The sequence below is a fragment of the Micromonospora sp. NPDC005305 genome, assembly GCF_040607315.1.
Taxonomy (GTDB): Bacteria; Actinomycetota; Actinomycetes; order Mycobacteriales; family Micromonosporaceae; genus Micromonospora.
On sequence record NZ_JBEXGL010000001.1, the window covers coordinates 254,907 to 273,258 of the forward strand.

General features: G+C 72.8%; 18 protein-coding genes and 1 pseudogene. 8 read left to right on the top strand and 11 right to left on the bottom strand.

All coding sequences use genetic code 11. From position 1 onward, the window contains the following. Positions 1–165: 165 nt before the first annotated feature. A pseudogene (locus ABZS80_RS01225) lies at positions 166–246 on the bottom strand (peptide-methionine (S)-S-oxide reductase); the annotation flags it as partial. 31 nt (positions 247–277) lie between these two features. Between ABZS80_RS01225 and ABZS80_RS01230 the strand changes: the two are divergent. After that, positions 278–1,918, top strand: coding sequence for a recombinase family protein (locus ABZS80_RS01230; RefSeq protein WP_355053864.1), 1,641 nt, complete (start codon positions 278–280; stop codon positions 1,916–1,918). 832 nt (positions 1,919–2,750) lie between these two features. Here ABZS80_RS01230 and ABZS80_RS01235 read toward each other — a convergent pair. The 7 genes from ABZS80_RS01235 to ABZS80_RS01265 all read right to left on the bottom strand — a co-directional run bounded on the left by ABZS80_RS01235 (position 2,751) and on the right by ABZS80_RS01265 (position 6,830). Beyond that, on the bottom strand, positions 2,751–3,320 hold the full coding sequence (locus tag ABZS80_RS01235) for a TIGR03086 family metal-binding protein (RefSeq protein ID WP_355053865.1): 570 nt from the start codon (positions 3,318–3,320) through the stop codon (positions 2,751–2,753). Next, a complete protein-coding gene (locus ABZS80_RS01240) occupies positions 3,307–3,789 on the bottom strand; it encodes an SRPBCC family protein (protein WP_355053866.1) in 483 nt (160 codons plus the stop codon). Before ABZS80_RS01240 ends, ABZS80_RS01235 begins: the two co-directional genes overlap by 14 nt. After that, on the bottom strand, positions 3,786–4,148 hold the full coding sequence (locus tag ABZS80_RS01245; RefSeq protein ID WP_355054185.1) for a metalloregulator ArsR/SmtB family transcription factor: 363 nt from the start codon (positions 4,146–4,148) through the stop codon (positions 3,786–3,788). The genes ABZS80_RS01240 and ABZS80_RS01245 overlap by 4 nt, the downstream gene beginning before the upstream one ends. A gap of 825 nt (positions 4,149–4,973) precedes the next feature. Next, positions 4,974–5,636: a peptide-methionine (S)-S-oxide reductase MsrA gene (gene msrA, locus ABZS80_RS01250; RefSeq protein ID WP_355053867.1), complete on the bottom strand. Its 663-nt coding sequence runs from the start codon at positions 5,634–5,636 to the stop codon at positions 4,974–4,976. A gap of 73 nt (positions 5,637–5,709) precedes the next feature. Beyond that, positions 5,710–6,123: an HIT family protein gene (locus tag ABZS80_RS01255; protein ID WP_355053868.1), complete on the bottom strand. Its 414-nt coding sequence runs from the start codon at positions 6,121–6,123 to the stop codon at positions 5,710–5,712. 78 nt (positions 6,124–6,201) lie between these two features. Beyond that, positions 6,202–6,501: a nucleotidyl transferase AbiEii/AbiGii toxin family protein gene (locus ABZS80_RS01260; protein WP_355053869.1), complete on the bottom strand. Its 300-nt coding sequence runs from the start codon at positions 6,499–6,501 to the stop codon at positions 6,202–6,204. Positions 6,502–6,503: 2 nt separating this feature from the next. Continuing rightward, complete coding sequence (locus ABZS80_RS01265; RefSeq protein WP_355053870.1) at positions 6,504–6,830, bottom strand: hypothetical protein; 327 nt, start codon at positions 6,828–6,830, stop codon at positions 6,504–6,506. A 92-nt stretch (positions 6,831–6,922) separates the two neighbouring features. Here ABZS80_RS01265 and ABZS80_RS01270 point away from each other — a divergent pair, with 92 nt between their 5' ends. The 4 genes from ABZS80_RS01270 to ilvA are packed head-to-tail and all read left to right on the top strand — an operon-like array spanning position 6,923 to position 11,699. Continuing rightward, the gene (locus ABZS80_RS01270; protein WP_355053871.1) at positions 6,923–8,065 is read left to right on the top strand and encodes a cystathionine gamma-synthase; all 1,143 of its coding nucleotides are present in this window, start codon (positions 6,923–6,925) and stop codon (positions 8,063–8,065) included. Between the two features lie 16 nt (positions 8,066–8,081). Beyond that, on the top strand, positions 8,082–9,494 hold the full coding sequence (locus ABZS80_RS01275) for an amidase family protein (protein WP_355053872.1): 1,413 nt from the start codon (positions 8,082–8,084) through the stop codon (positions 9,492–9,494). A gap of 52 nt (positions 9,495–9,546) precedes the next feature. Beyond that, positions 9,547–10,482 (top strand): DUF4328 domain-containing protein, encoded by a 936-nt coding sequence (locus ABZS80_RS01280; protein ID WP_355053873.1) that lies wholly within the window; start codon positions 9,547–9,549, stop codon positions 10,480–10,482. Further along, entirely contained in the window at positions 10,479–11,699 is a 1,221-nt protein-coding gene (ilvA, locus tag ABZS80_RS01285; RefSeq protein ID WP_151461285.1) for a threonine ammonia-lyase, read from the top strand. Before ABZS80_RS01280 ends, ilvA begins: the two co-directional genes overlap by 4 nt. 130 nt (positions 11,700–11,829) lie before the next feature. Here ilvA and greA read toward each other — a convergent pair whose 3' ends face one another. Further along, on the bottom strand, positions 11,830–12,330 hold the full coding sequence (greA, locus tag ABZS80_RS01290) for a transcription elongation factor GreA (protein ID WP_154230043.1): 501 nt from the start codon (positions 12,328–12,330) through the stop codon (positions 11,830–11,832). A gap of 147 nt (positions 12,331–12,477) precedes the next feature. After that, positions 12,478–12,912, bottom strand: coding sequence for a DUF4307 domain-containing protein (locus tag ABZS80_RS01295; protein ID WP_355053874.1), 435 nt, complete (start codon positions 12,910–12,912; stop codon positions 12,478–12,480). A gap of 213 nt (positions 12,913–13,125) precedes the next feature. Here ABZS80_RS01295 and mca point away from each other — a divergent pair, with 213 nt between their 5' ends. From mca to ABZS80_RS01310, 3 genes are all read left to right on the top strand, one after another. Next, the gene (gene mca / locus ABZS80_RS01300; protein ID WP_355053875.1) at positions 13,126–14,007 is read left to right on the top strand and encodes a mycothiol conjugate amidase Mca; all 882 of its coding nucleotides are present in this window, start codon (positions 13,126–13,128) and stop codon (positions 14,005–14,007) included. Positions 14,008–14,055: 48 nt separating this feature from the next. Then, complete coding sequence (locus ABZS80_RS01305; protein WP_355053876.1) at positions 14,056–14,349, top strand: hypothetical protein; 294 nt, start codon at positions 14,056–14,058, stop codon at positions 14,347–14,349. Between the two features lie 216 nt (positions 14,350–14,565). After that, positions 14,566–17,061 carry a bifunctional diguanylate cyclase/phosphodiesterase gene (locus tag ABZS80_RS01310; protein WP_355054186.1) on the top strand — a complete coding sequence of 832 codons (2,496 nt, stop codon included), beginning with the start codon at positions 14,566–14,568 and terminating at the stop codon, positions 17,059–17,061. A gap of 57 nt (positions 17,062–17,118) precedes the next feature. Here the strand turns inward: ABZS80_RS01310 and ABZS80_RS01315 are convergent, their stop codons facing one another. After that, the gene (locus tag ABZS80_RS01315; RefSeq protein WP_355053877.1) at positions 17,119–18,150 is read right to left on the bottom strand and encodes a phosphatidylinositol-specific phospholipase C domain-containing protein; all 1,032 of its coding nucleotides are present in this window, start codon (positions 18,148–18,150) and stop codon (positions 17,119–17,121) included. Between the last annotated feature and the right edge of the window lie 202 nt (positions 18,151–18,352).

Genomic DNA, 18,352 nt, shown 5'->3' on the forward strand with positions numbered 1-18,352 from the left:
TGAGCTGATGTCGGGGGAGTTACGTCTTTGCTAGGATGCGCGCCCACGTCGAGCCGACGGCTGGCCTGCGCGAAGATCCGGTGGTCGGGCGGGCCGGGTGCCCGAATCGGACCGGGCCCGCGGTGTGACAAACACCGCAGGCCCGGGAAACGCCCGTCGGGTCGGTCAGCCGGCGGTGCGCGCCACGCCCACCGGGCAGCTCAGCCCGTTGGGGCCGTGGTTGCAGTACCCGTTCGGGTTCTTCGATCCTGGCGAACGATGTACTACTCTGAACGCCATGATCACCGCTCGCCCCGCCGCGTACGTCCGCCAGTCGTCCGCCCGCGCGAACAAGTCCGAGGCATCCCCGGCCACCCAACGCACCGCGACCGCAGAGCGTGCCCAACACGACCATCCGGGGGCCACCCTCCGCACCTTCGAGGACATCGACCGATCCGGATTCCAAGCCGGCGTTGTCCGCGAGGCGTACGACCAGATGGTAGCGGCGATCAAGGCCGGCGAGATCACACATCTGTATGTCTTCTACGTCTCCCGCCTGACGCGCCAGGACCCGCGCATTGCGCTTGCCGAATGGCTGCCGCTGCTCGCCGGTGGTCTGACGATTGTCAGTATTACAGAGGGCACATTCGGCCCGGACAACACGATGGATCTGATCCATCTCCTTTTGCGCATGGACGCAGCGCACAACGAATCCAAGAACAAGTCGGCCGCTGTGAAAGCCGCAAAGGCACTCGCCCGCGCGGCCGGTGGTCACGTCGGCCACGCGCCGTACGGCTTCACTACCGTCGAGCGGATGGCTCGGACCCCCGATGGTGACCCGGTGGCCGTGCGCGCCCTGGTGGTCGACCCTGCCGAGGCCCGCGCGTTGCGGGTGGCAACCCGCGCCGTCCTGCTCGGCCACGCCGTGCATGCCGTGGCCCGTCACTTTGACAGGCGAGGCATCCGCACGCGCGGCGCAAAGGTGGGCCGCTCCCGCGCGTCGGCCGCCTGGTCGGACCGCAACCTGACGCAACGGCTGCGAGACCCCCGCATTGCCGGCCTGCCGGCCGTCGCCGTGCTCGACGCTCGGGGCAACACGATCAGCTATCGAACGGCGTACGACCTCGAAGACGCCCGCATGCTCCCGCCGCCCGACGCGCCGATCATCACGACCGACGAGTTCTGGCGTCTACAGGCGACTCTGAACGCTCGCGCTCGGTCGCCGTACCATTCCGCCGACGAGCCCGCCCTACTCTCGGCGCTGGGCATCCTGTGGTGTGAGTGCGGGTGCCCGATGAAAGCGCGTCGGTTCGTCGCAAACGCCAGCCTGGCGAATCGAGACGCCTACATGTGCACCGCCCCCGCCGGCCGGCACTCCAACACGATCAGCCTGACCGCGCTCGATGGCTGGGTCCGCATACGGATCGACCGCCTTATCGGCTCGATCGACCCGGCCGACGAGGACGACACCACCGCCTCGATCCTGGCCGAGGCCACCCGCCGCTACGGTGCCGCGACGGCGACGCCGGAGACCGCCGTACAGCGGGCCGCAGTGTCCGCCGAGCTGGCCGACGCATCCGCCGCCCTCGATCAGCAATCCGAGGCCCTGGGGACCGCCTCGGGTGCCGCCGCCGCAGCGCTTACCCGCGCCGTCACGGCGACCGGTGCCCGCGTCGATGCCCTGTCCGCCCGGCTGGCCGAGCTGGACGAGCAAGCCACCGCCTTGCTCCCGCTCGACCTCTGGACATCCAGCGCCTACGGCGACGAACAAACGTGGTGGGACACCGCCACGGTGGCGGAACGGCGCGACTTCATAACCCTGTTCGTTGACCGGATCACGGTCCGCCGTGCGGCGTCGAAGGGTGGCCGGCCGACGAAGGCCGACCCGTGGGGCACCGTGAACGCCCGCGTAACGCTGGATTGGGCCGGCACTACATAGGTCGCACGCCCCGTCCCCGCCCAGCGTCAACAAGTGGCCCGCTACGTGTCCCGTAGCGGGCCGCTGTGCGTCCGGGGCCCGATGCCACCGGGACAGCCTGCACGGCCCGCAGCGACCCGCACAGCCCGTTGCCGATGCCGTGCCGCCGCAGCGCCTCGGACCGTCCCGCCGGCCGACCGCGACCCGCCAACCGCGCTACTAGGTAGCGTCAACCTTGGTTGACGGGGGACCCCCGGCCGCCGGCCGGCAGCAACAAGTGCCTATTGGACCGGTCAAGTGACCGCCCCGACGCCGGCCGCCCGGCACTGCCCCGGCTGTGATCGGACGCTGCCGCCGGCCGCGTTCGGCCGCGACGGACGCACGGCGGACGGATGGCACCGCTCATGCAAGACATGCCGCCGGCTGCCCGCCCGGCAAGCCCGCATCCGGCACAGCTGCGCCCGGCCGAGCTAGGGAGGCGCCCGCCGACCCGCCCCGCACGGTCAGCGGAATCCGTCGACCGTCCCGCCGTCACGCGCGCACCGCCGCGCCCCGCCATCGTGGCCGAGATGATGACCGCCATTCGCGCGCTGCCGGCCGCCGAGTTGGCCCGGGTCCCGGAGACGTACACCGCTGGCGCGTGCGCGTGCGCGGGTGGCGCGGTCGACCCCGACGACGCCGGGCACTGTGCATTCTGCCGCTGCCGCGTGCCGAGGCCGGACCACGGCCGGTCTGCTAGGCCCGGCGGACCACGCACTCATCTGGCCGATGAGTGGAAGCTTTAGCCTGGCATCCGGAATTTGGGCCGGCTGTTCCTGGAGCCCGGTCGGCGCGTCCGACCGGGCTCCACATGTCAGGCGGTCCACTCCGGATCGCGGCCGATAAAGCCCAGCAGTCTGGTTTGCGGGTCGGCGTGTTCCTTCACCGGCACGCGGGGGCCGTATTCCCCGGACGAGCGGATGATCTCCTCCATCGTCTCCATCCCGGCCAGCAGTTGCGCACAGAAGTCCTGGTCGAGGCGTTCGTCCTGGCCGGTGGCCCGGGCCAGGTCCCAGGTGTGCATGAACACGTCGGCTGTGTAGAACTGGTCGATCGCGCGGTCCAGCGGCAGCTCGCCGACATGCGGATGCGACAGGAGGCGGCCGGCCGTGGCCGGGTCATCGAGCAGGGACTGCACCGCGTCGCAGTGTGTCTGCCACGCGGCGGCCGGGTCGTCATCGACCGATGGCACAGCTGGCAGTCGGATACCGGAGCCGGTGGCCAAAAACGGCGGTAACCATTCCGTCAGGTGGCGTACAACGTCGCGGGCGGTCCACCCGGCGACCGGCGCGGGCGCATCCCACGACCGGGCGCCCCGGACCCGATCGGTGAACCCGCGGCTGACCTGTCGGTGCCGCTCGGCGGACCGCTTAGACAGTGCCATCGGCGAGCATCTCCTCGAGCTTGGCGTAGCCCTCGTTGACCCCGACCTCCATGCCGCTGGCGAGCCATGCGTCGCGGACCTCAAAACTATCCACAAGGGATTGTGTGCGCAGAAGCGTGCGGCCGCCGTCGAGGTTCTCGAACCATAGCGTCACCAGCGCCACACCGTCGGGTTGCCCCTCGAAGGTGAACGTCTGGACGATCCGGTCCAGCCGCACGTCGTGGAAGCAGCCACGAAACGCGTACTGCTGCCCGTCACGGGTGGACACGTAGCGCCAGCTGCCGCCTGAGCGCGCGTCCCACTCCTCGATGCGGGTGTGCATCCCGTTCGGACCGACCCACTGCGCGAACAGGCGCGGATCGGTGTGCGCCCGGAACAGTTGCTCGGGCGCGGCATTGAACTCCCTGCGCATCCGGATGATCGGCACCTTCGGGTCGGCCTCGATCGCGGTCTCGGCGATGATGCTCATGCCGCGCTTCCCTCCTCCGTCTGGTCGGTCGTCGTGTCGTGGTTCATCTGCGCCAGTACAGCGTCGAGACGGCGGTACCGCTCCTCGGTCTGGCGCCGGTAGCGCTCGATCCACTTGTCCATCAGGTCGAAGACCTCCGCCTCCAGCCGTACCGGCCGAGGCTGCGGCCCCGCCGGCCGGCTCACCACCCCCGCGTCCTCCAGCACCTTGAGGTGCTTGTAGACCGCCTGGAGCGTCATCCGGTAAGGCTCGGCGAGCTGGTTCACGGTCGCGTCGCCCGCCGCGAGCCGAGCCACCATGTCGCGCCTGGTCGGATCCGCGAGTGCCGCGAAGACCCGCGACAGCGTGTCTGCTGCCATCGGCACCTCTCCCAACTTTCAACCCTCTAGTTGAAAGTCGAACCTACATTCGATGACTGACCGGTGTCAACCGACAAGTTGAAACCGCAGATAAGCGCACTTGCTAGACCTCGATCCGAGCGACCCCGGGCGGCGGGCTGGGTCGATCAGACAAAGTCCATCGGACCGGACCGGGCGTAGCTGCCAGCTCTTCGCTGGCGCTCGTAGAATCCCCGGCCGTGATTCTTGGGACCAAGATCAGGTGCGCACTCATGGCCGCGATGCGCGCTCATGGCGGAGTTGAGCGCGCTACCCCGTCGGCCCGGCCGCCTCGCTCGCCGCGATGGCTCGCCCCGCTTGGCCCCCGCTAGCGACCGGCACGGCCGAGACGCGAGGGTGACGGCGGTAGACCACGGCAGGCGACCGGCGTACCCATGTGGGCAGTTGACGGGTATTGAGGAAGCCCCGTCGCCTCCGCACATGGGCCACGAGCAGCTCCGATGACCTGCGGACCAGGAAAGAACGAGATCATGAGCACCGCCGTCACGAGGCCCGGCCGCCGCGACACCGCCGAGCCGACGCAGGACGCCGCCGCCGTCACGCTTTACCTCTTCCTGTCTGCTTGACCGCAGACACACGAAACCCCCGGCGCCCTCATGGGTGCCGGGGGTTTCGTCGTTTCAGGCGAAGACGCGACAGGCCAACGTGTGCTCACGCAAGGCATCGGCCAGCTCGGACAGCCCGGTCAACCGCTCGACCGGCAGCGCGTCGCCCCACTCCCGCATTCGACTCGGTCGGCCCGCACCCGGGCCTGCCGCCCCTCGCAGCGGAGATCGGGGATCGCTCTCACCCGCCGGTCCGCGCGACCCCTACCGGGCATGACATCCCGTTCGGGCCAATACCACACCATCCGTTAGGGTTCTTCGTCGGAGCCAGGTACTGCTGGTGGTAGTCCTCCGCGAAGTAGTAGTCGCCGAGCCGGGCGATCTCCGTGGTGATCTCACCCTTGCCGGCCCGCGCCACGATCGGCGCGAAGGCGTCCCGCGAGGCCTGCGCGGTGGCCAACTGCTCGTCGGTGGTCACGTAGATGGCCGACCGGTACTGCGTGCCCACGTCGTTGCCCTGGCGCATGCCCTGGGTCGGGTCGTGGTTCTCCCAGAAGACCTTGAGCAGGTCCTCGTAGCTGATCTGCGACGGGTCGTAGAGCACCTGGACCACCTCGGCGTGCCCGGTCATCCCCGAGCAGACCTCCTCGTACGTCGGGTTCGTGGTGTAGCCACCCGCGTAACCGGCCGACGTGGTGATGACGCCGGGGAGGGTCCAGAACAGCCGCTCGGCACCCCAGAAACAGCCCATCCCGAAGACGGCGACCTGCGCGCCCTCGGGGAAGGGACCCTTCAGCGAGGACGGCAGCACCTCGTGCCGGTCGGCGATCGGCATGGCGATGGGGCGACCCGGCAGGGCCCGGTCGGGGGAGATCATCTCGGCCTTCATGCGGCGAAGGAACACAGTGGGACTCCTCTCTAGGCTTTCCCAGCGTGTGCAACAGCGCCGGTCCCCGGTTCCTTACCCGGTCCCGGCCTCAGGCGAGCGCGCCGGCGATCCGCTCCGCGAAGTCCTCGGCCTCGGCGTCGTCGGCGTAGCGGGTCCGCGGCCAGAAGAAGCCGCGCAACCCGTCCCCCTTCGTTCGGGGCACGACATGGGTGTGCAGGTGGGGCACCGACTGGGACACGTTGTTGTTCATGGCCACGAACGTCCCACCGGACCCCAGGCCGGCCTCCACGGCCACGGCGAGCCGCTGCACCAGCCGGAAGTAGCCGGGCAGCGCGTCGGCCGGCAGGTCGGTCAGGGTGACCAGGTGGGTGCGCGGCACTACGAGCACGTGCCCCTTGAACACCGGCCGGGTGTCCAGGAAGGCCACCCCGTCCGCCTCGTCGGCGACCCGGAACGCCGGCACCTCGCCCGCCACGATCCCGCAGAACACGCACCCGCTCACCCCGCCAGGCTAGGCGCTGCCCCGCGATCTTGCCGGTTCCCCGCGCCGATCTTGGCGACCTGCCGTTCGCCTCGAACGTCAACTCTCCAAGAGCAGATCCACCTCGCACTCCACCGCTGCGCCCGACACCAGCAGGCGCGCCATCCGGTTTCCTGCCTCGACGATCCGGCAACCGAACCCCTCGGCCACGTAGGCATCAGCCAGCCGAGCCGCGACGATCGGCAGGGGCACTGCGGTGGCGGTGGCGAAGTCGATGTCCCGTGACGGCCGGCTCAGCAGGTTGTGTGCCGACAGCGCGTACCCGCCCGCGAGTGCCAGCCCGAGATCGTCACCGGCGGCGAAGCCGACGCGTAGGAGCCGCCGGTGCAGCTCGTCCATGATCAGGCGACGAGTTCCGGAAGGCGGCGCTCCCACAGCGCGATCACCCGTCGAGCGGTCAGGCGCCGGATTCGTGGCCAGTCGCGGCGCAGGAGGGTCGCGTTGACGTAGCGGACGATGTCGTCGCGTTGCCCGCAGTCCATCAGCGTCCGGTAGAGCGTCAGCCGCTGGCGGGCGTCGCTGACGTCGTATTCCGTCGGGCCGGACCAGGCGAGGCGGACCGGAAGACTGACCCGGCCCTGGTCGGGGCCGGCCAGGTGCCCCAGCGAGGCGGGAATCCGGTCGACCACGCCGAGCAGGCGGGACGGCAGCGCTTCGGTCGAGGTCACCGAGCCATGGCCGACCGGTCGGACAACCTTCCGGTTGTGACGCGGGGCGGGTTCCGGGCGGTGGGGCGGGCGGGCGGACTAACGTCTCGGGAATGAGTCACGGCTTCGAGACGCTCGCCATCCACGCCGGTCAGGACCCGGAGGCCCGCACCGGCGCGGTGATCCCGCCGATCTATCAGACCAGCACCTACGCCCAGGACGCCGTCGGCGCGCCCCGGGAGGGCTACGAGTACAGCCGCTCCGGCAACCCGACCCGGGACGCGCTCCAGGAGTGCCTGGCGGCGCTGGAGGGCGGGCCGGTGGGCCTGGCCTTCGCCAGCGGCCTGGCCGCCGAGGACGCCCTGCTGCGGACCGTCTGCAAGCCGGGCGACCACGTGGTGATCCCGGACGACGCGTACGGCGGCACCTACCGGCTGTTCGCCAAGGTGGCGGAGCGCTGGGGGCTGGAGTACACCCCGGCCCGGGTCTCCGATCCGGACGCGGTGCGGGCCGCCATCCGCCCCGGCGCCACCCGGATCATCTGGGTGGAGACGCCGACCAACCCGCTGCTCGGCATCGCCGACATCGCCGCGCTGGCCGCCGTCGCGCACGACGCCGGCGCGCTCCTGGTGGTCGACAACACCTTCGCCTCGCCCTACCTCCAGCAGCCGATCGCGTTCGGCGCGGACGTGGTGGTGCACTCCACCACCAAGTACATCGGCGGACACTCCGACGTGGTCGGTGGCGCCCTCGTCGCGGCCGACCGCACGCTGGGCGAGGAACTGCGCTACCACCAGAACGCGATGGGCGCGATCAACGGTCCGTTCGACGCCTGGCTCACCCTGCGGGGCATCAAGACCCTCGGGGTACGCATGGACCGGCACTGCGACAACGCCGAGCGGATCGCCGCCTACCTGGACGGTCACGCCAAGGTCGCGCAGGTCATCTACCCGGGCCTGCCCGCGCACCCGGGTCACGAGGTGGCCGCCAAGCAGATGCGTCGGTTCGGCGGGATGATCTCCTTCCGGGCGGCGGGCGGCGAGGAGCACGCCGTGGACATCTGCAACCGGGCGAAGCTCTTCGTGCTCGCCGAGTCGCTCGGCGGGGTCGAATCCCTGATCGAGCACCCGGGCCGGATGACACACGCGAGCGCTGCCGGCTCGCCGCTTGAAGTTCCCGGCGATCTCGTGCGACTGTCTGTCGGCATCGAGACGGTCGACGACCTGCTCGCCGATCTGGAGCAGGCGCTGGGCTGACCGCTGGCTGGGGAGGATGGCCGTGCAGGACATCATGCCGACGACCTGGGTGGGGGCGACCGCCAAACAGATCGCCCGGGGCGTACGCCGGGGTGACGTCTCCGCCACCCAGGTCGTGGCCGACCACCTCGACCACATCGCCCGGGCCGACGCCGAGCTGGCCGCGTTCCGCTCGGTGCGCGGCGGCGAGGCGATCACCGAGGCGGAGAAGGTCGACGAGCAGGAGGACCTGGCCAACCTCCCCCTGGCCGGCGTGCCGGTCGCGGTCAAGGAGAACACCGCGGTGGCCGGCCTGCCGACGTGGAACGGGTCCGCCGCGATGCGTACCCCGGTGGCGGAGGCCGACCACGAGGTGGTCCGCCGGCTGCGCGGCGCGGGCGCGGTGATCCTCGGCGTGACCCGGATGCCCGAACTGGGCCTCTGGGCCCTCACCGACGACGAGACCGGGGTCACCCGCAACCCCTGGGACCCGGCGCGGACCCCCGGCGGCTCCTCCGGCGGCGCGGCCGCCGCGGTGGCCGCCGGGCTGGTGCCGATGGCGCACGGCAACGACGGCCTCGGCTCCATCCGCATCCCCGCCGCCTGCTGCGGCCTCGTGGGGCTCAAGCCCGGCCGGGGCGTGGTGCCCTGCCAGCTCGGCGCGGACGACTGGTTCGGCCTCACCGAGCACGGCATGCTGACCGGCACGGTGGCCGACGCGGTGGTCGGCTTCTCGGTGCTGGCCGGGCGCCGCCCGGACAAGCTGGTCCCGCCGCCGCGGCTGCGGGTCGGCGTCTCGCTGCGCTCCCCGGTGCGCGGCGTCTCGCCGGACGCGCCGAACCGCGACGCGGTCGCCGCCGCCGGCCGGCTGCTCGCCGCCGCCGGGCACGACACCGTTCCCGCCGACCCCGTCTACCCGACCCGGCTCGGCCTGCAGGGCATCGCCACCTGGTTCGCCGCGGCCGCCACCGAGGTGCAGGCCGCGGGCGTGGAGCGGCGCGGCCTCCAGCGGCGCAGCCGCCGGCACGTCGCGCTCGGCGAGTGGGCGCAGCGCCGGGGGTACGTGCGCGAGGCCGACCGGGCCGCCTGGCGCGACCGGTCGGTGAACTTCTTCGCCGACCACTCGGTCGACCTGCTGCTCACCCCGGCGCTGGCCGGACCGCCCCCGGAGGCCGCCGGCTGGTCCGGCCGGTCCTGGATCGCGAACATGAAGGCCAACATCCGGTACGCCCCGTACGCGGCGCCCTGGAACATCGCCGGGCTGCCGGCGATCGTGGTGCCGGTCGGCCGCCGCCCGGACGGCCTGCCGGTCGCCGTGCAGTTCGTCGGCCCACCCGGCTCGGAGCTGCTGCTGCTGGGCGTCGCCGGCCAGTTCGAGATGCAGGCGCCGTGGCAGCGGCACGCCCCCGGCTATCCCCGGGTCGGGACGGGGTCGCCGGCCCACGCATGATCGTCTAGCGTGTGCGCACCTCTTCCCGCGCACACCCTCCGGACGGTCACCGATGCACTGCCAGACCTGCGGGGACGCCCTGTCCCCGGCCGACAACGAGTGCCCGCGTTGCGGCACGCTCCCCGGTCAGCCCGCGGTGCTGCCCGGCGTGTCCACGTACCCCGTCCGGGGCCTCGGCACGGCGGCCGCCGTCGCGGTCGGCGCGGCGACCGTGCTGTACCTGCCGGGCGCGCTGTTCCCTCTGGTGGGAGTGCGGGTCGCCCGCGCGGCCGCCGAGCAGGTCGACCGCGACCTGCTGATCGGCGCAGCGGTGGGCGAGGGGCTGCTGGTCCTGCCCTACCTGGTGGCGCTGCTGGTGGCGGCCGTCCTGGTCATCGTCTGGACCTGGCGGGCGCGGAAGAACATCGAGGCGTTCCCGGGCGCCCAGCCGGCGCTGGGTCCCGGTTGGGCGATCGCCGGCTGGCTGGTGCCGATCGCCAACTTCGTCGTGCCCGCCCGGGTGGTGGCGAACGTGGCCCGCAACAGCCTGTGGCGGCGGAACACGACGGTGCTGGTCGGCGTCTGGTGGGCGGCCTGGCTGGTGTTCACCATCGGCGACCGCATCGTCAGCCAACGCGAGGAGCAGCGGTACGCCCAGCTGACCGAGTGGCCCCGCAACGACGTGGAGTTCGGCACGTACGTCCGCTTCTACCAGGACGCGCTGGGTCCGCGGCTGCTCCCCGTCGTCGCCGTGCTGGTGGCGGGGCTCTCCTTCGTGCTGCTGATCCGGCGGATCTCCGCCGCCCAGCAGGACCGCATCGCCCGGGCGGTGCCGGCCTGGCCGGTCCACCCCGGCTGGCCGCTGCCCGGTGCCGTCCTCCCGGCGCCCGCCGCCGCCCCCGGCTACCCGGCGCAGCCCGTCACCGGCGTGTCGCCCCAGGTGGCGTCAGCTCCGTCGGTGACGTCGCCGCAGGTTCCACCGGTCCCGGGTGGCACGATCGGGGCATGACGGAACTGGTCGGTCTCGCCGACGTACAGGCCGCGCGGGAACTGCTCGCCGGCGTCACCCGCACCACCCCGCTGGAGCCGTCCCGGCCGCTCAGCGCCGCGCTCGGCGGGCCGACCTGGCTGAAGTGCGAGAACGTGCAGCGCGCCGGGTCGTACAAGGTGCGCGGCGCGTACGTGCGGATCTCCCGGCTCTCGGCCGAGGAGCGGCAACGCGGGGTGGTGGCGGCGAGCGCCGGCAACCACGCCCAGGGGGTCGCGCTCGCCGCCGGCCTGGTCGGCACGCACGCCACCGTCTTCATGCCGGTCAACGCGCCGCTGCCGAAGGTGGCCGCCACCAAGGGGTACGGGGCCCAGGTCGAGCTGGTCGGCAACACGGTGGACGAGTCGCTGGTGGCGGCGCAGACGTTCGCCGAGCGGACCGGGGCGGTGTTCATCCACCCGTTCGACCACCGGGACGTCATCGCCGGTCAGGGCACGGTGGCCCTGGAGATCCTCGAACAGTGCCCGGACGTGAAGACCATCGTGACCGGGGTGGGCGGCGGCGGGCTGATCTCCGGCCTGGCGGTGGTCGCCAAGGCGCTGCGCCCCGACGTCCGCGTCATCGGGGTGCAGGCGGCGAGCGCCGCTGCCTTCCCGCCCTCGCTGAAGGCCGGCGAGCCGGTCCGGCTGCCCTTCTTCTCGACGATCGCCGACGGTATCGCGGTCGGCCGCCCCGGCGAGCTGACCTTCACCCACGTCCGCAAGCTGGTCGACGAGATCGTCACGGTCTCCGAGGAGGACATCTCCCGGGCGCTGCTGATGCTGCTGGAGCGCGGTAAGCAGGTGGTGGAGCCGGCCGGGGCGGTCGGCGTGGCGGCGCTGCTGGCCGGGGTGGTGGAGGTCCAGGCGCCGGTGGTGGCCGTGCTGTCCGGCGGCAACATCGACCCGCTGCTCATGCTGCGGGTGATCGAGCACGGCCTGGCGGCGGCCGGCCGCTACCTGCGGGTCACCGTCCGCTGCACGGACCGGCCGGGTCAGCTCGCCTCCCTGCTCAGTGAGATCGCCGAGCACCGGGCCAACGTGGTCGACGTGGTGCACCAGCGGGCCAACCCGCATCTGCGGCTCGGCGAGGTGGAGGTGGCGCTGTCGGTGGAGACCCGCGGTGTCGAGCACTCGGACACCCTGATCAGCGCCCTGCGGGCCAGCGGCTACCAGGTGGTCTTCGCCGGCGAGGGGTGAGCCCTGAGACGCGACCGCCCCGGCCGGACGGTGCCGGTCGGGGCGGTCGGGTGTTCCGGCTCGGGTCCGAGGAGCCTGTCAGCCTCGGTCGGGTCGGACCCGAGCCATCCGGCGCGGGTCCGGTTGGTGGCTAGCCGGAGAACGGCTCGAACTTGACGACCGTCACCTTGATGTCGGCCCCGCTCGGGGCCGTGTAGGTGCAGGTCTGGCCCGCCTTGCCGCCCAGGATCGCCTTGCCGAGCGCCGACTCGGGGCTGTAGACGGTGAGGTCGGTCGTGGAGGCGATCTCGCGGGAGCCGAGCAGGAAGGTCTCCGTGTCGTCGGCGTCGTCGTCGAAGTAGATCGTCACGACCATGCCGGGCGACACCGCGTCGGCGGTCGGGGCCTCGCCGACCTTGGCCGTGCGGAGCAGCTCCTTCAGGTAGAGGATGCGGCCCTCCGCCTTGCCCTGCTCCTCGCGCGCGGCGTGGTAGCCGCCGTTCTCCCGCAGGTCGCCCTCCTCGCGCCGGGCGTTGATCTCGGCGGCGATGACCGGCCGGTTGGCGATGTGCTCGTCGAGCTCGGCCTGCAGGCGGTCGTACGCGTCCTGGGACAGCCAGGTGGCGGGCGCCTCGTTGTCATTGGTGGACACAGGCGATCTCCTCGGTTGGTGCGGACTGGCTGACAGGTGAACAACCAATTTACCAGTGCGGGCCACGCCGGGGTGTCGCCGATCACCCCGGGTGCCGGCCGTGGGACCCGGGGTGCGTGTGTCCCGGCGACGCGCCGGGCGCCCGGCTCAGCCGGCCGGTCGGCAGCGCAGCACCTCGCCGATGAAGGGCCGGGCCGTGGTGGGCACCTCCTGGCGGGCCCGGACGTGGCGCTCGCCGGGCGGGGCGGTCACCGTGGCCTCGACGTGGCCCACCTCGGCGCCGTCGTGGGAGCGGGCCCGCAGCAGGCAGGTCGCCGAGCCGCCCTCCGGCACCGTCACCCGGAAGTCGACCACCACCCGGGAGTCGGTGATCCCGGTGTAGGTGATCATCTCGGCCCGGTAGTCGGGATCGCCGTACTGGCTGTAGAGCCGGGCGGCGACCAGCCCGAGGAGCGCCAGCAGGACGGCCCCCACCAGCACGAGCAGGAGGGGACGACGGCGCCCCGGCTCCCGGCGGCGGCCGTAGCGGCCGGGCGGGAAGACCGGCGCTTCCGGGGGGACTGTGGCGTGCGTCTCGCTCACCGGCGGGTATCTCCTGGCGTTGTTGTCGGCGGCATCGGCAAGAATGGCAAAGTCCATCTTCCCAGCCCGGCGCTGAGTCAAGAATGGCAGGTCGGCCCCGCCGCCGATCGGCCAGCACGGGGGCTTTCGCGGGCGCGGGGGGAGATTCCGGCAGGTCAGCCGGGCGGGCCCGGGCGGGCCGGGCCCGGTGGGCACAGACGAGGAGCGCCGAAGGTGGCAGAACAGCTGCGGCTCATGGCGGTGCACGCCCATCCCGACGACGAGTCGAGCAAGGGCGCCGCCACCATGGCGAAATACGTCGCCGAGGGGGTGGATGTCCTGGTCGTCACCTGCACGGGTGGCGAGCGGGGCAGCGTGCTCAACCCCAAGATGGACCGGCCCGACGTGTGGGCCAACATCGGCGACATCCGCCGGGCCGAGATGGACGCGGCGCGCGCCATCCTGGGCATCGAGCAGGCCTGGCTCGGCTTCGTGGACTCCGGGCTGCCCGAGGGCGACCCGCTGCCGCCGCTGCCGGAGGGCTGCTTCGCCCTGGAGGAGGTCGAGGTCGCGGCCGCGCCGCTGGTGCGGCTCATGCGCCAGTTCCGCCCGCACGTCGTCACCACGTACGACGAGGAGGGCGGCTACCCGCACCCCGACCACATCATGACCCACAAGGTGACGGTGGCCGCCTTCGAGGCCGCCGGTGACCCGGACCGCCACCCGGAGCTGGGCGAGCCGTGGCAGCCGCTCAAGCTCTACTACGACGTGGGCTTCTCCCGGGCCAAGATCATGGCCCTGCACGAGGCGATGCTCGCCGCCGGCCTGGAGTCGCCCTACGGGGAGTGGATGAAGCGCTGGGAGGACCGTGCCGACAAGGGTGAGCGCATCACCACCCGGGTCGACTGCGCCCAATACTTCCCGGTCCGCGACGACGCGCTGCGCGCCCACGCCACCCAGATCGACCCGGACGGCTTCTGGTTCCAGGTGCCCATGGACCTGCAGCAGCGCGCCTGGCCGACCGAGGACTTCCAGCTCGCGCGCTCGTTGGTGGACAGCCCGCCGCCCGAGTCCGACCTCTTCGCCGGGGTGCGCGAGACGTGCCATGCCCGTTGATTCCCCGGCGGGCTACGCTGGTGGTCAGCCGCACATCGGAGGAACACCATGCTGACCACCGCCCAGGTGCTCGCGGAGAACAACTTCGGTGACACCCGCACGGGTGGTCTGGCCGGCCCGATGGGCCTCTTCCTCATCGTGCTGCTGGCCACCGCCACCGTCCTGCTGATCCGCAACATGAACGCCCGGCTGCGCCGGCTGCCCGACCGGTTCCCCCAGCAGGGCCCCCCGGCCGAGCCGGGCCGCACCGATGCGACAGTCGCCGATCCGACAGACGGGACCGCCCCGCAGGATTCACCGACAGACGCCCCCAACGGCTCCCAGCAGCGCCGGAACGGCTGAACAACGCGTGAATCACGCCGAAGCCGGTCGTCAACCCCTGTTGCGACCACCGGGTTTGGCTTAGCCTTCCGCCGGGGGGACCGAAAGGCCCTGAGCCGTGCGCGGAAGGGGGGCGCCGATGTCGATGGCAGCTACGGCCCCCGACCGTGCCCTGGGGCCGCCGCCTGACGGGGTGGGCCGGTGACCTCCGGCCGGGCCGGCGATCCCCCCGATCGGCTGGGCCTGCGCGGCACCCCGGTCGGAGTGCTGCTGCTGACCTCCGCCGTCGCGGTCACCGCCGTGGTGGCCGCCGTGGTCGGTGTCACCGTCCCCGCGCACCTGCCGCCGGACGATTCGCTGCCCGGATTCGTCCGGTTCGGCCTCGCCGTCGCGGCGTTCGCCGTCGCCCAGCTCGCCCGGCTGCGTTTCCGCACCGCCTCGGGCATGGTCAGCATCACCTGGGGCGAGGCGGCCCTCGTCGTCTGCCTCTACCTCGTGCCGGCCGGCTGGCTGCCGGCCGCCGCCCTGCTCGGCGCGGGTGCCGCGTGGACGACCATGTCCCTGGTCGCCGACCGCCGGCCCGCGCTGGAGCTGGTCCGGATCGCCGGCTCGCTCACCGCCGCCACCGCGCTCGCCGCCGCGGTCGCCAGCGCGCTCGGCCGGCCGCTGCTCGCCGCGATCACCCCCGAGCTGGCCCTCGCGCTGACCGCCGGCGCGGTGGTCTACCTGTTCACCACCGCCTGGCTGGGTGGCGCCAGCCTCGCCCTGCTGCACGGCGTCCCGATCGGGCCGCCGCTGCTCGCCGCGCTCCGCGGCAAGCTGCTCATGTTCGTCGGCAACGTGGCGGTCGGCCTCGTGGTCGTCACCCTGCTGGAGCTCGACGCGCGCTGGCTGCTGCTCCTGCCGCCGCCGCTCTGGCTGCTCCAGCAGACCTACCGGCACCGGCTCCGGGCCGACCAGGAGCGGCGGACCTGGCGGGCCTTCGCCGAGGCCACGGCCGCGCTCAACCAGCTCGACGAGCGGGGCGTGGCGACCGCCGCGGTGACCGGGGCGCTCACCCTGTTCGGCGCGGAACTGGTCGAGGTGGACGTGGCGCGGGGCGACGCCCGCTGGCGCCGCTACCGGGCCGACACCGGCGCGCAGGTACGCGACCGCGAGGTGGAGCCACCGTCGGCCACCGGGGCGGGCGAGCACGAGCTGGTCCGGCGGCTCACCGTCGGCAGCGCCGAGGTCGGCCAGCTGCGGGTCCGGTTCCCCCGGTCCGCCCCGCCCACCGCGCGGGAACGGGACGGCGTCGCGGCGTTCGGCGACGCGCTGGCCGCCGCCCTGCACGACGCCGCGACCCACCGCGAGCTGCGGCTGGTCACCGCCCGCTCGTCGTACGAGGCGGTGCACGACCAGCTCACCGGGCTGCTCAACCGGGCGGCCCTGCTGGCCAAGGGCGACCAGGCGTTGCGGCAGCGCGCCCACGACCACCCGGTGGCGCTGCTGCTGCTCGACATCAACCAGTTCAAAGAGGTCAACGACACGCTCGGGCACGCGGCCGGCGACCAGCTGCTGCGGCTGGCCGCGAGCCGGCTGACCACCATGGCCCGTCCGGGCGACCTGCTCGGGCGGCTCGGCGGCGACGAGTTCGCCCTGCTGCTCACCACGGTCCCGGTCGTCGACGACCGGGCCGCCCCGCTGGCGTACGCGCTGCGCCAGGCCCGGGAGATCGCCGAGCGGCTGGCCGCGCCGACCGAGGTGGCCGGGGTGCGCATGTCGGTCGAGGTGGCGGTCGGTGTGGTGGTCGCCGACGCGGGCACCGCCGACCTGACCGAGCTGCTGCGCCGGGCCGACATCGCCATGTACCAGGCGAAGGAGGGCGGCGGCAGCGTCGCCGCGTACGACAGCTCCCGGGACGCGGCGAGCACCGACCACCTGGCGCTGCTCGCGGAGCTGCGGGAGGCCCTGGCGGCCGACGACCAGCTGGTGCTGGCGTTGCAGCCGGCGGTGGACCTGGCCACCGGCGCACCGACCGGGGTGGAGGCGCTGATCCGTTGGCGGCACCCGCGCCGGGGCTGGCTGGGCCCGGCGGACTTCATCCGGCCGGTGGAGAACAGCGAGCAGCTCGGCAGCTTCACCCGCTACGTGCTGGACAAGGCCCTCGCGGTGGCGGCCGACTGGGCGCGCGAGGGGCTGGACATCCCCATCTCGGTGAACCTGTCGGCGCGCAGCCTGCTCGACCCGCGGCTGCCGGCCGAGATCGGCGAGGCGCTGCGCCGGCACCAGGTCCCGCCGCACCGGCTGGTCCTGGAAATCACCGAGACGGTGGTGATGAGCGAGCTGGAGGTCATCGACGAGGTGCTGGCCACCCTCCGCTCGATGGGCGTGCAGCTCGCCGTCGACGACTTCGGCACCGGCTTCTCCTCGCTGACCTTCCTGACCCGGATCGCGGTCGACGAGCTGAAGGTGGACCGCTCCTTCGTGATCCGGATGGCCGACTCGCCGGAGGCGGCCGCGATCGTGCGGACCACCGTCGGGCTCGCCCACGAGCTGGGGCTGCGGGTGGTGGCGGAGGGCGTCGAGACCGCCGAGCAGCGGACCGCCCTGGCCGAACTGGGCTGCACGGCCGCCCAGGGCTACCACTTCTTCAAGCCGATGCCGGCGGACAAGATCGGGGCCGTGCTCGGGTCGCTGGTGGACACGGCGCGCGGCAACGTCTTCCCACTGCGCGCCGACGGCGCCTCCTGACCGTCCCGCGCCGCCGGGGCCGCTCGCCCCGGCGGCGCGGACCGGTCGATCGCATGCTCAGCCGCGGGGCAGCACGTCGTCGAGCACGGTGGGCAGGGCCGCCCAGTCCGCGGAGGCGATGCTGGCGTGCGCGCGGGCCAGCTCGGCCACCCGGGCCGCCGCCGCGCCGGCGTCGCCGGCCCCCACGGCCGGCGGGACGTTCTGCGCGTCGGTCATCACCAGCAGGTAGTGGTTGGCGTCGTACCAGGCGGTGTCGACGCCCCCGGTGACGTACGCCGTGGCGTCGCCGTCGAAGAGCACGAACCACGGTCGCAGGCTCGCGTCGGCGTACCGGGCGCGGGGGTCGCCGGCCTGCGCCCGGTGCACGGCCGGGAAGGCGCGGGCCGTGCCCAGCGTGCCGGCCGCCGCGAGGCCGGCCAGGTGGCGGGCGTACTCGACGTCGGTCCAGAGGGTGTCGGTCGGGTTGCCCTCCTCGACGGTGCCGGGGATCAGCTCGACGATCACCCGGCCGGCGAGCTGCCCCCGGCCGGGCCAGGCGTCGGCGCGCGCGGCGGCGTCCAGGCTGATGTGGCCGCCGAGCAGGTCGGCCGGGCGGAACACCCGGTCGCCGAGCCGCGCGGCGAGCACGGCGTCGAGCTGGGCCGGCCCCTGCCCGGTACGCCCGCTGAAGCCGGTCTTCAGCTCCAGCTTGAGCACGAGCGGGCCGGCGTCGGGGTGGGCGCCCAGCCAGAGCCGGATGTCGTCCAGGCAGTGCTCGAGGTTCCGGTTCCGGGTGCCGGTGTAGAGCTGGGCGGCGCTCGTGGCGGCCACGCAGTTGTTGTCGTTGCCGAGCGGGTTGGAGTGGCTGACCCGCCACTGCCGGGTGAGCACGTCCGGCCAGACGTCCAGCTCGATCAGCCCGGGCCGGGCGTCGAGCGCCTGCGCCAGGTAGGGGTAGGTGCCGCGCTCGTACGCGTTGTGGGTGCCCACCACCGTGGTGGCGGAGAACCGCGTACCCGGGTCCACCGCGGCTGACGCGGGCCCGGCGCCGGACATCGTGGCGAGCACCGCGACGGACGTGAGTGCCGACAGGCCACGGGATCTCTGCATGCCTACCTCCTCGGAGGCCGGCGACGGTCACCGGCATGCACAGATATAAATCGACAAACATGAACACCGAAAGGCCCTCGCGTGCCCGGGTCCGGACGACCCGGCGGGAAATCGACCGGGCCGTGGTCCGGACCGGACAGTGCCCGTGACGGGACCACATGTGACCGCCCCACGGACCAGAGTCGACCGGCCAGGTCAGACG